We start from the raw sequence: 13,249 nt of genomic DNA, 5'->3' as shown, positions 1-13,249 counted from the left end.
CCCTACTTCTGGAAGATTTTCCAGCGGGTCGGGCGGAAGCGGGCTTCCGATCCGAGCTCGATTGGCGCGTACAGCGGCACCTCGATTTCGACGTGGTAGGGATCGTGGCCATTGTTGGCGATGTCTATCTCGGCGATGCGGGTGCCGGCCAGACGACGCGAGGCGGTGACCCTGCCGAAAAGCGCGTCCTTCTCATCCGTCAGCACCACGTCTTCCGGGCGGAAGAACAGGTCGCCGGCGGTATCGGCCTGTCCCGAGACACCGATCGGCTCGCCCTGGAACAGAACGGTGCCGTCCTTCACCTCGACCGGCAGATGCGAGGATTCGCCGATGAAGGAGAAGACGAAGGGCGATTGCGGCCGATCATAGACGTCGTCCGCCGAGCCCACCTGCTCGATCTTGCCCTGGCTCATGACGACGACGCGGTCGGCAAGTTCCAGCGCCTCCTCCTGGTCGTGGGTGACGAAGACGGTCGTGTGGCCGGTGCGGTCGTGGAACTCGCGCAGCCAGCGGCGCAGTTCCTTGCGCACCTTCGCATCGAGCGCGCCAAAAGGTTCGTCGAGCAGCAGGATGCGCGGCTCGATCGCCATGGCGCGGGCAAGCGCCACGCGCTGCCGCTGGCCGCCGGAAAGCTGGTTCGGATAGCGATTTTCCAACCCCGAGAGCTGCACCATGTCGAGCAGGTCGGAGACGCGCTTCCTAATCTCGCCTTTCTGCGGCCGGGTGGCTGCGGGGCGCACCTTGAGGCCGAAGCCGATATTTTCCGCCACCGTCATGTGGCGAAACAGCGCGTAATGCTGGAAGACGAAGCCGACATTGCGCTCCTGCACCGAGTGATGCGAAGCGTCTTCCTGGCCGAAGAAGATCTGGCCGGCGGTAGGGAAATCCAGACCGGCTATCAGGCGCAGCAGCGTCGTCTTGCCGGAACCGGAGGGGCCGAGCAGCGCGATCAGCTCGCCCGACGCGATGTCGAGCGAGACATCGTTCAGCGCGGCGAAGCGGTCGAATTCCTTGCGGATGGTATTGATGCGAACTTCCATGCGGGCTTCAGCCTTTTAATGTCTGCCGCCGGCTGCGCCGGCACCGAACCGAAGTTCGAGAAAGGTTTTCAATGCGAGCGTGACGAGGGCGAGCAGGGCCAGAAGCGAGGCCACCGCAAAGGCCGCGACCATGTTGTACTCATTATAGAGTATCTCGACATGAAGCGGCATCGTGTTGGTGAGGCCCCGGATGCGGCCTGACACGACCGAGACGGCGCCGAACTCGCCCATGGCACGGGCGTTGCAGAGCAGCACGCCATAGAGCAGGCCCCATTTGATGTTCGGCAGCGTCACGTACCAGAAGGTCTGCCATCCGGATGCTCCGAGTGACAGCGCCGCTTCCTCGTCTCCCGTGCCCTGGTCCTGCATGAGCGGGATCAGCTCACGCGCGACGAAGGGGAATGTCACGAAGATGGTGGCAAGCACGATGCCCGGCACGGCGAACAGGATCTCGATGCCATAACTCTTCAGAAACGGCCCGAGCACACTGCCGGAGCCGAATAGGAGCACATAGACCAGACCCGAGATGACCGGCGAGATGGAGAATGGCAGGTCGATGAGCGTGATGAGGAAGGCCTTGCCCTTGAACTCGAACTTGGCAATCGCCCATGAGGCGGCAAGCCCGAAGATGAGGTTGAGCGGCACCGCAATGGCCGCCACCAGCAATGTCAGCTGGATAGCCGACCAGGCATCCGGTTCGAGCAGAGCTTCCTCATAGGTCACCCACCCCTCGCGAAACGCTTCGAAAAAGACCGAGACCAGGGGCAGGAAGAGGAAGAAAGCGAGGAAGACGAGCGAGACGGCGACAAGCAACAGCTTGGTCGTGAAGCTTTCGTCGGCCGGGTTGCGGAATTTTGTCCGGGACGTTTCAGACATTTTAAAAAGTCTCCCTCTGGCCTGCCGGCCATCTCCCCCACAAGGGGGAGAAAACTTGCGGCGACGTTCTGCCCCATCGAATGTCGACGGATCGGCTGGGTTAAGCCCCTCCCCTTGTGGGGAGGGGTTGGGGAAGGGTTCGGTCGCGCACGGTTTGCGAACTCACGCATTCCCATACCTCCTGCGGCTCCAGGCCTGGATGAGGTTGATCACCAGCAGCATGGCAAAGGAGATCAGCAGCATGATCGTGGCGATCGCGGTCGCGCCGGCATAGTTGAACTCTTCCAGCCGGATGACGATCAGGAGGGTGCGATTTCCGAGACGTAAGGAATGTTGCCGGCAATGAAGATGACCGAGCCGTATTCCCCCACGCCGCGGGCGAAGGCGAGTGCGAAGCCCGTCAGGATGGCGGGGGTCAGGCCGGGCAAAAGCACCTTGAAGATGGTCTGGAAACGGTTGGCGCCGAGCGTTGCGGCCGCCTCTTCCACTTCCTTGTCGATCTCCTCCATGATCGGCTGCACGGTGCGCACGACGAAGGGCAGGCCGATGAAGATGAGCGCAATGACGATGCCGAGCGGGGTAAATGCAATCCGGAACGGCATGAAGAGCGAGCCGATCCAGCCATTCGGTGCATAGAGCGACGCGAAAGCAATGCCGGCCACCGCTGTCGGTAGCGCAAACGGCAGGTCGACCATCGCGTCGATCAACCTGCGGCCGGGGAAGCGGTAGCGGGTGAGCACCCAGGCGAGCAGCGTCCCGAAGACAACGTTAACGATGGCTGCGACGAAGGCAGTGCCGAAGGAAACATAGAGTGCCCGCAGCGTGCGTTCATCGGAGAGGATGGCGAAGAAGCCGGCCCAGCCGAGTTCGGCCGTGCGCCAGAGCAGCCCGGCGATGGGGATGAGGATGATCAGCGACAGGTAGGCGAGCGAAAAGCCGAGCGTCAACCCGAAACCCGGGATGATGCTCGGCTGCTTCAGTCGCCACCCGCCACCGACGGATGTCGAGGCGGAGGCGTTTGTGTTCATGCGGCTTATCTACCCGGCTTGTAGATCTGGTCGAAAATGCCGCCGTCGCCGAAGTGTTCCGGCTGCGCCTTCTTCCAGCCGCCGAAAATCGGATCGTCGATGGTGACGAGCTTGATGTCCGGCAGCGCCTTCAGGAGATCCGGCTCGACGACGTCGCGCTTCGAGGGGCGATAGAAATGCTTGGCCGCGATATTCTGTCCCTCATCGGAATAGAGGTACTGGAGATAGGCTTCGGCCACCTTGCGGGTGCCCTTGGCGTCGACCGTCGCGTCGACCACGGCGACTGGCGGTTCTGCCAGGATGGAGATCGGCGGCACGACGATGTCGAAAGCGTCCTTGCCGAATTCCTCACCGGCCAGATAGGCCTCGTTTTCCCAGGCAAGCAGCACGTCGCCGATCTGGCGCTGCGCGAACGTCACCGTGGAACCGCGGGCGCCGGTGTCGAGAACCGGGGCGCGCTTGTAGAGATCGGCGATATAGGCCTTGATCTTGTCCTGATCGCCCTTGAACTCTTCATTGGCCCAGGCCCAGGCGGCGAGATAGTTCCAGCGGGCGCCACCGGAGGTTTTCGGGTTCGGGGTTACGATCTGCACGTCGCCCTTGACCAGATCACCCCAGTTCTTGATGCCCTTCGGATTGCCCTTGCGGACGAGGAAGACGATCGTCGAGGTGTAAGGCGAAGAGTTATTCGGCAGACGGGAACGCCAGTCCTCCTTGATCTTGCCGGTCTTCTGGATTGCGTTGATATCGCTTTCCAGCGCCAGCGTGACGACATCGGCTTCGAGACCATCAATCACCGAGCGCGCCTGGGCGCCGGAACCGCCATGGGACTGGCGGATGGTAACGTCCTCACCGCTTTCGGCCTTCCAGTGCTTGGCAAAGGCGGCGTTGAAATCCTTGTAGAGCTCGCGGGTCGGATCGTAGGACACGTTGAGGAGCTGGCTGTCGGCAAAGGCCGGCGCGAAGACGCCGGTGGTCAGCGAAAGGCTGAGCGCGACAATGCCCAATCTCCGGAAAAAGTTCTGCATGAGGATCCCTCCTGTGGTCTCGGCTAAACTCTATCGGTCAGGTCGTCTTAGTCAATTCACGGCGAAAAGAAGGCAAAACTGTTTCCCTTTGACGGGTTTGGCGGGCAAAGAACGCGCAGCGTGAAGGCGATCAGGCAGAACGGCTGACACGGGAAAAGCCGTGCCGGCAGAATGCCAATCCGGCTAAGAGGGCTCCATTCGTGCCCGATCCGATGCTTCAAAGGGGCGGCTCAGAAACAGCTCCGTGTGTCTGACCGACTCGGGCACATCCCGAAACGGCGGGCAAAGATCCAGGCCGAAGGCGCGATAGAGCGCCACGGCGTCGCTCATATAGATCGTCGTGTGCGCCAGCAGCCTGCATCGCCGGCGAAGCTCGACATTGGCCACAACGGACTGCATCAAAGCACGGCCTATGCCCTTCCTGCGGAAGGCGGGCGGGACGAAGAACTTGTGCAATTCATCCGATGTCTCATCAAAGGGGAGAGGGCAAGGCAGCCGGCGGGTTTGCCCACCCACGTTGCCAGAAACAGCCCCGCGCCATCTTTCAGGTAGCGGCCAGCAAGGCTCGTCGCGGTCTCGCCGTGATAGAGGCCCATGACAATATCGGGATCGACGCCGTGGGCTTGAGCCATCGCCATGTCCCATTCGGCAAGCTGCCCGCACAGCAAGGAAGCCGCCTCGAAATCCTCCTGAGATTTCGCGATAGAGACTGAGAGCATGCCGAACCCTCGACTGTGCTCTCAAACATTAGCACAACCGCACCCGCATCGACAGGCATACATCGAACCGGAGGCGAGACCCGCAGGGCCGCAGGGTCAGGGCATCAGCGGTACAGCGCCACGAACAGATTGTTGGCAGGCATGGGGATGATCTCTTCCCGCGTGAAGCCGCAGTCGCGGGCAAGTGCGATCACGTCATAGATGCGGCGCACGCCCCATTCCGGATTGCGCTCCCGCAGCGATGCGTCGAAGGCGATGTTGCTCGGCGCGGTCTCGACGCCTGCCTGTATGAACGGGCCGTAGATGAAAAGCGGCTGACCGGGCTTGAGCAGTTTGCGGCTTCCCGCAAGCAGACCCTCGGTCGACGACCAGGGACTGATATGGATCATGTTGATGCAGAGCACCGCATCGGCCTCCGCAATCGGCCATGGTGACGCAGCGGCATCGATATTCAGCGGCGCCAGCAGGTTCGGCAGGCCGGAATGCTCGCGCCATGCCTCGATCGAGGTCAGCGCATGGGGATCCGGATCGCTCGGCTGCCAGGTCAATTGAGGGAACAGGCCCGCGAAATAGACGGCATGCTCGCCGCTTCCGCTCGCCAGTTCGAGGATAAGACCATCGCGGGGCAGCAGATCTTTCAGCACCGCAGCAATCGCCTCGCGATTGCGCTGCACGGCGGGCGCGTACTTGCGCCCCTCCTCTTCGGCCTCGGCGGCGAGCCAGGGCTTGGATGCTGCGGTCTCGGATGACATGGTCGGATCCTCTTCGGTCACGGAGGCGGCGCCTAGCTGCCCGCGAAAGCGCTTATCTACGATTTCGCTGATATCACGAGATTTCAAACTCCGCGGCCATCATTGCATCTGCAACGCGGACCAGTCCGCAGCACTAGGCCGTCAACAGTTCGCGGACCTTGGCGGGCTTCTGCTCGGCGGCGCCTTCGATCGCGTCGGCGATCGTGGTGTTGAACAGCACGTCGCGGGTGGCATCGGCCACGCGGGCGAAGACATGGCGGATTTCGCAGAGATGCTCGCCGTCGCAATCGTCGCATTTGCGGTAGGCGGTCTGGGAGAGGCAGGGCAGCGGCGCGATCGGGCCATCGACCAGACGCAGCACTTCCCCAAAGGTGATCGCATCGGCCGGCTTCAAGAGCAGATATCCGCCCTGTTTGCCGCGGCGGCTCACGACGATGCCGGAGCGTTTGAGGTCGAGCAGGATCTGTTCCAAAAACTTCTTCGGAATGCTCTGCTGGACCGCGATCTCCGAAATCAACATCGGCTCGTCCTGGTCGGCCTGCGCAAGGGCGGCGAGCGCCCTCAGCGCATATTTCGCTCTCTGGGATATCATCACGCAACCACTAACAGGATCGCCGCCGCGAGGCTGTTTTGAAGGCCTCACGTCGTCGCTCAATCATCAAAGTCTACGGACATCCTTGAGGCCGGGAATGGCCTTGCGGGTGCTCGTTTGCATGCGGCAATCCCGCATTGCAAAAATCTGCCTTCGGCATAGCTCAAACTGCCTGAAAATACAAACCAATGCGGGCACTTGAGCCCGCAAAAACAGTCACATTTGGTTAAGGCGGCAGGTTTTCTGTGTGCGCCGCGGTTTCTAGAGATATTTGCTCCCGAGCCAGAGCCGAAGAAACGCCTGTTTCTCGCCATCAGCCTTTCGCGTGCCGATAATCCAGCCATCGCTGATGAAAGTAGAAACATGACACCGCATGATGTGATTGAGCGTAACGCGTATGCTGAGGGTGCTGAAACCCTGGCAGCAGACCTCGACCGGCGACTGGCCGATCTCGATCTCGCAGGCCGTCTTTCCTCCGCCGCCGAATTCGGCCACGCGGTCTTCACGACATCTCTCGGCATCGAGGATCAGGTGATCACCGCCGCAATCGGCACCCATCGCCTGCCGATCGACGTCTCCACCCTGGAGACCGGGCGCCTGTTCAAGGAAACCGTCGAGCTGATTTCGGAGACGGAGGACCGCTACGACATTTCGATCCGCCGGTTCCGGCCCGAGCAGGACGATGTCGACGCCTATGCAGCCAAATATGGCCTGAACGGTTTCTATGACAGTGTCGAGGCCCGCCATGCCTGCTGTCATGTCAGAAAGCTGGTGCCGCTCGCCAAGGCGTTGAGCGGCGCGCAGGTGTGGATCACCGGCCTTCGCCGCGGCCAGTCCGGCAATCGCGCGACCACGCCGTTTGCCGAATACGATGCCGAGCGAAACCTCATCAAGGTCAATCCACTGGCCGATTGGGATATCGACACCATCAAAGCCCATGTGGCGGCGGAAGAGATCCCGATCAACCCGCTGCATGCCCGAGGTTATCCCTCGATCGGCTGCGAGCCCTGTACCCGCGCCATCAAGCCCGGCGAACCCGAACGCGCCGGCCGATGGTGGTGGGAAAACGATGAGAAACGCGAATGCGGCCTGCATGTGCCAGACAGTCATGCAAACGCCAACGCGTCTCAGCCTATCCCGCAGGCGAGTTCCATCGCCCGCTAGGCCCCGCCTCTTCACTCTTTGTGTGTAACGTCCGACTACCGGAGACCGAAATGTCCCTGTCCGTACAGGAAACGGAAATCAAGAACCCGCCCGTTTCCCGCCCGCCGCTCGATCCGCATCTCAAGGCTCTCGAAAACGAAGCGATCCACATCTTCCGCGAAGTCGCGGCCGAATTCGAAAACCCGGTCATGCTCTATTCGATCGGCAAGGATTCTTCCGTCCTTCTGCATCTCGCCCGCAAAGCCTTCCATCCGGGCCGCGTCCCCTTCCCGCTCCTCCATGTCGACACGACCTGGAAGTTCAAGGAGATGATCGAGTTCCGCGACCGGATCGCCGAGGAATACGACCTCGATCTCGTCGTGCATACCAACAAGCGCGGCAAGCAAGAGAACATCACTCCCTTCACCCGCGGTTCCGCCTTCTATACCGACGTGATGAAGACCGAGGCGTTGAAGCAGGCGCTCGATGCAGGCGGCTATGACGCGGCATTCGGCGGCGCGCGGCGCGACGAGGAAGCCTCCCGCGCCAAGGAACGCATCTATTCCTTCCGCACGCCCGACCATAAATGGGACCCGCGCAACCAGCGGCCGGAATTGTGGAACATCTATAACGGCATGATCAGACAAGGCGAGAGCGTGCGCGCCTTCCCTCTATCGAACTGGACCGAGGTCGACATCTGGCGCTACATCCAGGCCGAAGACATTCCGCTCGTCCCCTCTATTACGCCGCCGAACGCCCCTATGTGGAGCGCGACGGCATGATGATCCTGGCCGAAGATCCTCGGCTGGAACTCCTGCCCGGCGAAGAGATCAAGCACGGTTCGATCCGCTTCCGCACGCTCGGCTGCTTCCCGCTCACCGGCGCGATCCGCTCGACGGCGTCGAACCTCGAGGAAGTGATCGCCGAACTGGAAATCGCCACCGTCTCCGAACGCCAGGGCCGCGCCATCGACCGCGACCAGTCCGGCTCCATGGAAAAGAAGAAGCGCGAGGGGTATTTCTGATATGAGCGCCACAGCAACCGCGACAAACACCGCGCCGGCCGCTTCGGCCAATGTCATTCCCTTTGCGGAATCGGCTGCCCGCGTCTCCTCCCGAGACACCCGGCCGCTTCGGCTGATTACCTGCGGCTCCGTCGATGATGGCAAGTCGACACTGATCGGCCGGCTGCTCTGGGACACCAAGGCAGTGAAGGAAGACCAGGCGGCAACGCTTGCCCGCGATTCTGGGCCAGCAGAACGATCTCGGCCTGCCCGATTTCGCCCTGCTGCTCGACGGCCTGCAGGCGGAGCGCGAACAGGGCATCACGATCGACGTGGCCTATCGCTATTTCTCCACCGACCGGCGCTCGTTCATCGTCGCCGATACGCCCGGCCATGAGCAATATACCCGCAACATGGTGACGGGAGCATCGACGGCCGATCTTGCCATCCTGCTTGCCGACGCACGCGCCGGCCTGCTGGAACAGACCCGCCGCCATGCGACGATCGCAGCCCTGATGGGCATCAAGCAATTCGTGCTGGCGGTCAACAAGATCGACCTGATTGGCTACGACAAGGCGGTGTTCGAAAAGATCGCCGCCGAGTTCCGTGAATTTGCGCTGGCGCTCGGTGTACGCCAGATCACCGCCATTCCGATGTCGGCGCTGAAGGGCGAGAATGTCGTGCTTTCCGGCGGCCAGGCCATGCCCTGGTATGACGGCCCGACGCTGATCGAGGCGCTGGAACTGGCCACCACACGTTCCACCCAGGCCGGCGGCTTCCGCCTTCCGGTACAGCGCGTCGTGCGCCCGGGCGAAAGTTTCCGCGGCTATCAGGGCACGGTTGCCGGCGGTTCGATCAAGCCGGGCGACAGTGTCGCGATCCTGCCGTCCGGCACGGTTGCCAACGTTAAGCAGATCGTCACCTTCGATCTCGTGCGCAATGCGGCCGTTGCCGGCGACGCGATCACGCTCGTGCTCGACCGGCAGGTGGACGTCGCCCGCGGCGATGTGATCGTCTCGATCGACAACCAGCCGATGACCGGCAAGGCCTTCGACGCGCAGATCGTGGCACTGCAGCCCGGCGGCATCGAGCCCGGCAAGCGCTACTGGCTGAAGAGCGGCTCACGCCGCCAGCGCGTCGCGGTCGAGCCGCTTTCCCAGCTCGACCTTCAGACCGGCCAGTGGAAGCCGCATGCATCGGCTTACGGCATGAACGCGATCGGCAAGGCGCATCTCGCCTTCGAGGAACAGGCTGTCTTCGACACCTACGAGCAGAACCGCTCGACGGGTGCCTTCATCCTGATCGATCCGGATACGCTCAACACCGTCGCAGGCGGCATGATCACGGCCAAGCGCGCCGAACTCGGCGGCATTCATCGCGACCGTGACGGCGACCGCCAGCGTGTCGTGCTGTCGCTGCCTGCCGATCTTGCCGAGCAGCTGATGACGAGCGAACTCTTCGCCAGCCGCCGCGACGAGGCGGAGATCCGCCGGATGACGGCGAGCGAAGCGGCCGAAATCTTCAAGGATGTCGGTAGCGGCATCTGATTGTTTCGGGAGGAAGAAGAACGGCGGCCTGCAGCAATGCGGGCCGCCGTTGCGTTATCAACCAGTCGGCCGGTCAGGCGACGCCGACGCGCAGCAGATCGTGGAAGTGGATGATGCCGATCGGGCGGCGGTCGTCATCGACGACCAGGAGTGCTGCGATGCTGTGCTTGTTGAGCAGAGCCATGGCAGCGGTCGCAAGCGCATCCTTGCCGATCGTCTTCGGGTTCGTCGTCATCGCCTCATCGACGGTCATGACACCAAGATTGCCGTCCAGATGACGGGCAAGGTCGCCGTCGGTCAGAACGCCGCAAAGCCTTCCGTCCTCATCCAGCACGCCGACGCAGCCGAAGCGCTTGGCGGATAGTTCGTGGATGGCGTCCGGCATGGACGAACCCTTGCTGATGAGCGGGACGCGATCACCCGAATGCATCAGGTCGCTGACATGGCTCAGCATCGCGCCGAGCTTGCCGCCGGGATGATAAACGCGGAAATCGGTCGCGGAAAAGCCGCGTGCCTCAAGCAGGGCGACGGCCAACGCATCGCCAAGCGCGAGCTGCATCAACGTTGAGGTCGTCGGCGCCAGTCCATGCGGACAGGCTTCCTGCGCCTTGGGCAGAAGAAGAACGATATCGGCCTCACGCGCCAGGGTCGAAGTCGCGCCGGAGGTCATCGCGATCAGCGGAATGGAAAAGCGGCGAGTGAAGGAAACGATGCCCCGAAGCTCGGCCGTCTCGCCGCCCCAGGAAAGCGCGAGAACGACATCGCTTGCGGTGATCATACCGAGATCGCCGTGATTGGCCTCAACCGGATGGACAAAAAAGGCCGGAGTACCCGTCGACGCGAGGCTTGCTGCGATCTTGTGACCGATATGGCCGCTTTTACCGATGCCGGTGATGATGACCCGGCCCTCGATGCCGCCGATCATTTCGGCGGCGCTTCGGAAAGCTGCACCGAGCCCATCCTGTAGGGAGCTCTCAAGCGCATCCAGCCCTTGTTTTCCGAATGAGATCGTCCGCAACGCGGAATCGATCACGTCATGTTCAACCAGTTGAAGGGCTCGCTTGATCATCGAGACGTTTTATCCCCTTTGCACGCTCAAGTATACGCCTTTCGCATCCGGCGCAGCTGTGGATAACAGCCGTGAGCGCTTGAAACGCGAATTGAGTGCAGCCCTCGTAGCGCCCACCGCTATTTGCCATGAACTAACGGTTCTGATGGCTCTCTCCGCCGTCTTCGCCGGCATCATTATATTCGCTATATTGACCATCGAGCGCCTAGACACCCTGGCCTTTCAGGTGATTTGGCCGCTTGCGCGACCTGGCATCCCGCCAAAAGAAAAAGCCCGCGAGAGCGAGCCTTTTCGACTGGTCGGAGTGGCAAGATCTCGAACTTGCGACCCCCACGTCCCGAACGTGGTGCGCTACCAGACTGCGCTACACTCCGTGACCAGCGGCGCCTCTATAGATCAGCCGAACTGGTCGCACAAGCTCCCTTCTTGAAAAAAATGCGACAGCATTTTTCAATCTGTCGAAGGAGCCGCCTGCGATGCGTTGCAAAAAAGCGGCGCATGAGAGTTTTGATGCTCGAACCCTCAGCAAATCCGTGACGCGCCGACAAAATCTGCTAGCTCAGAATGGAAGTTTTTCTGCTGCAATCCAAAGATCAGGATATCACCGTTCATGCGCCATCGCCTTATCGCCGCGACCGCTCTTTTCGCCTTCACACTTGCCGGCTGCACCACGGTCAGCGTTGCCGCCAACCCGATCAGCAAGACCTGGGTCGGACGTTCCGCAGGCGAGTTCTTTGCCGCCTATAACCCGCCGCTCAGCGATATCGAGAGCGGATCCTCGACGATCTATAACTGGCGCGGCGGCTACAAGCGGATCAAACAACAGAGCGGGCGCACCGCAAGCGTCAGCTGCTCGGCGAAACTGACGGTTTCCGACAGCTATGTGATCCGCGACATCACGATCACCTCCGACCGTCCGGGCGCAAATGGCCCGAGCTATTGCGAAGAGCTTCTGGCACGCCAGTAAGGATTTGGGAGGGGCCGATCGAGCTTTCGCAACGGATCGGCCCGCCCCACAGCCGGCTCTAGTTCGACACGAGCCTTCGGTTGCATGGCAGCGGCCTTCTCTCGGCGCGAGGCGGGAGGAAAATTGTTGGCGAACCCCAGAGGGTCTCGATTTCAGCGCGGTGAAAGAGATCGACTTCGTCAACAAAGCCGTGGCTGGGGCGCCAGGATTCGAACCTGGGAATGCCGGTACCAAAAACCGGTGCCTTACCGCTTGGCGACGCCCCAATGCGAGGGCGGCAAATCGAGTGCAAGCCGCCCGGCAGGCGCCTCATCTAGCAAAGCTTTGACGCCCCCTCAACGGCTAAGTTCATTTCGCTTTCCATTTTCCGAAAGTGTTTTTGCTTAAATTGGCTGGCGGATCGGGTGCTCAGCCGGCCGCGGGCAGCAATCCCGCCTTTGTGCGACCGACAAAGGGATTTGCCAGGGGTGTGCGGCAGGCGCAAAACGTCGTAATGGCAGAGCACAATGCGTGCCGCTTGAATTGCAGCAGGTATATCAGGAAGCAAGGCATCGAGCGGGCCGGATCCATATGGCAGACGATATTGACTTCGATACGGCATTCCAACCGTCCTATGGAGTGCCAGTGCCGGTAGCCGCCGGCGTCCAGCGGCTGACAGTCAACAATCCCTCCCCGTTCACATTCCACGGTACGAACAGCTATATCGTCGGTGGATCGTCATCGGTCGCCGTCATCGATCCCGGCCCGGATGACGAGGCGCATTTCGATGCGCTGATGCGGGCGCTCGATGGACGCGCGGTCAGCCACATCTTTGTCAGCCATACGCATCGGGATCATTCGCCGCTTGCCGGCAGACTGAAGGCTGCCACCGGTGCGCTCACGGTGGCGGAGGGCCCGCATCGCGCATCGCGCCCACTGCACGAGGGTGAGATCAATCCATTCGCCGAAAGCGCCGATACCGATTTCCGCCCGGACATCGCGCTTGCGGATGGTGCTGCGATCGAAGGCGATGGCTGGACCCTGTCGGCGGTCCACACACCGGGACATACCGCCAACCATTCAGCTTTCTCTCTGGACGGCACCGGCATCCTGTTTTCAGCCGATCACGTGATGGCCTGGGCGACCACGATCGTTGCCCCGCCAGATGGCTCGATGGCGGATTTCATGCGGTCGATCGACAAGCTGCTCTTGCGCGATGACCGCATCTTCCTGCCGGGCCATGGCGGGCCGGTGCGCGAGACCGCATCCTTCCTGCGCGGCCTGCGCACCCACAGACGCATGAGGGAGCGCGCCGTTATGGAACGCATCCTCGCTGGAGACCGGACTATTCCCGATATGGTCAAGGCGATTTATGTGAAGACCGATCCGAAGCTGCATGGTGCGGCAGCCCTGTCGGTCCTGGCGCATTTGGAAGATCTGATCGAAAAAGGGCGCGTGGTAACGGACGGGTCGCCCTCGCTCGCAGGCATCTACAGGCCCGCCTGA

At 61.7% G+C, this 13,249-nt stretch carries 11 protein-coding genes, 2 tRNA genes and 3 pseudogenes; 5 read left to right on the top strand and 11 right to left on the bottom strand.

The genetic code is table 11. From position 1 onward, the window contains the following. Positions 1 to 2: 2 nt before the first annotated feature. From N7E02_RS20605 to N7E02_RS20575, 8 genes and pseudogenes are all read right to left on the bottom strand, one after another. Positions 3 to 1,040, bottom strand: a complete 1,038-nt coding sequence (locus N7E02_RS20605; RefSeq protein WP_286579466.1) for a sulfate/molybdate ABC transporter ATP-binding protein — start codon at positions 1,038 to 1,040, stop codon at positions 3 to 5. Between the two features lie 15 nt (positions 1,041 to 1,055). Beyond that, on the bottom strand, positions 1,056 to 1,916 hold the full coding sequence (gene cysW / locus N7E02_RS20600; protein WP_286579464.1) for a sulfate ABC transporter permease subunit CysW: 861 nt from the start codon (positions 1,914 to 1,916) through the stop codon (positions 1,056 to 1,058). A gap of 162 nt (positions 1,917 to 2,078) precedes the next feature. After that, positions 2,079 to 2,944 (bottom strand): annotated as a pseudogene (gene cysT / locus N7E02_RS20595) (sulfate ABC transporter permease subunit CysT). 5 nt (positions 2,945 to 2,949) lie between these two features. Beyond that, positions 2,950 to 3,972 (bottom strand): sulfate ABC transporter substrate-binding protein, encoded by a 1,023-nt coding sequence (locus N7E02_RS20590; RefSeq protein WP_286579463.1) that lies wholly within the window; start codon positions 3,970 to 3,972, stop codon positions 2,950 to 2,952. 183 nt (positions 3,973 to 4,155) lie between these two features. Continuing rightward, a complete protein-coding gene (locus N7E02_RS29835; RefSeq protein WP_353622833.1) occupies positions 4,156 to 4,488 on the bottom strand; it encodes a GNAT family N-acetyltransferase in 333 nt (110 codons plus the stop codon). Beyond that, on the bottom strand, positions 4,383 to 4,691 hold the full coding sequence (locus tag N7E02_RS20585) for a hypothetical protein (protein WP_286579462.1): 309 nt from the start codon (positions 4,689 to 4,691) through the stop codon (positions 4,383 to 4,385). The genes N7E02_RS29835 and N7E02_RS20585 overlap by 106 nt, the downstream gene beginning before the upstream one ends. Before the next feature lie 104 nt (positions 4,692 to 4,795). Continuing rightward, positions 4,796 to 5,443 carry a DUF938 domain-containing protein gene (locus N7E02_RS20580; RefSeq protein WP_286579461.1) on the bottom strand — a complete coding sequence of 216 codons (648 nt, stop codon included), beginning with the start codon at positions 5,441 to 5,443 and terminating at the stop codon, positions 4,796 to 4,798. A 133-nt stretch (positions 5,444 to 5,576) separates the two neighbouring features. After that, positions 5,577 to 6,035, bottom strand: coding sequence for an RrF2 family transcriptional regulator (locus N7E02_RS20575; protein WP_286579460.1), 459 nt, complete (start codon positions 6,033 to 6,035; stop codon positions 5,577 to 5,579). Positions 6,036 to 6,398: 363 nt separating this feature from the next. Between N7E02_RS20575 and N7E02_RS20570 the strand changes: the two genes are divergently transcribed. The 3 genes and pseudogenes from N7E02_RS20570 to cysN all read left to right on the top strand — a co-directional run bounded on the left by N7E02_RS20570 (position 6,399) and on the right by cysN (position 9,728). Beyond that, entirely contained in the window at positions 6,399 to 7,199 is an 801-nt protein-coding gene (locus tag N7E02_RS20570) for a phosphoadenylyl-sulfate reductase (RefSeq protein WP_286579459.1), read from the top strand. Positions 7,200 to 7,249: 50 nt separating this feature from the next. Next, positions 7,250 to 8,202: pseudogene (gene cysD / locus N7E02_RS20565) on the top strand (sulfate adenylyltransferase subunit CysD). Position 8,203: 1 nt separating this feature from the next. Further along, positions 8,204 to 9,728 (top strand): annotated as a pseudogene (gene cysN, locus N7E02_RS20560) (sulfate adenylyltransferase subunit CysN). A 73-nt stretch (positions 9,729 to 9,801) separates the two neighbouring features. Here cysN and N7E02_RS20555 read toward each other — a convergent pair. Beyond that, positions 9,802 to 10,797, bottom strand: coding sequence for a KpsF/GutQ family sugar-phosphate isomerase (locus N7E02_RS20555; RefSeq protein ID WP_286579458.1), 996 nt, complete (start codon positions 10,795 to 10,797; stop codon positions 9,802 to 9,804). Between the two features lie 296 nt (positions 10,798 to 11,093). Next, positions 11,094 to 11,171, bottom strand: a tRNA-Pro gene (locus N7E02_RS20550). 236 nt (positions 11,172 to 11,407) lie between these two features. Between N7E02_RS20550 and N7E02_RS20545 the strand changes: the two genes are divergently transcribed. Continuing rightward, positions 11,408 to 11,764 (top strand): hypothetical protein, encoded by a 357-nt coding sequence (locus N7E02_RS20545; protein ID WP_286579457.1) that lies wholly within the window; start codon positions 11,408 to 11,410, stop codon positions 11,762 to 11,764. A gap of 191 nt (positions 11,765 to 11,955) precedes the next feature. Here N7E02_RS20545 and N7E02_RS20540 read toward each other — a convergent pair. After that, positions 11,956 to 12,030: transfer RNA gene (locus N7E02_RS20540), tRNA-Gln, on the bottom strand. Positions 12,031 to 12,334: 304 nt separating this feature from the next. On the opposite strand from N7E02_RS20540, the gene N7E02_RS20535 reads away from it, so the two are divergent. Further along, a complete protein-coding gene (locus N7E02_RS20535; RefSeq protein ID WP_286579456.1) occupies positions 12,335 to 13,249 on the top strand; it encodes an MBL fold metallo-hydrolase in 915 nt (304 codons plus the stop codon).

The organism is Terrirhizobium terrae (assembly GCF_030323265.1).
Classification (GTDB): Bacteria; Pseudomonadota; Alphaproteobacteria; order Rhizobiales; family Rhizobiaceae; genus Neorhizobium.
The sequence above is the reverse complement of the archived record's forward strand: the minus strand, read 5'-3'. Positions and strand labels throughout refer to the sequence as shown.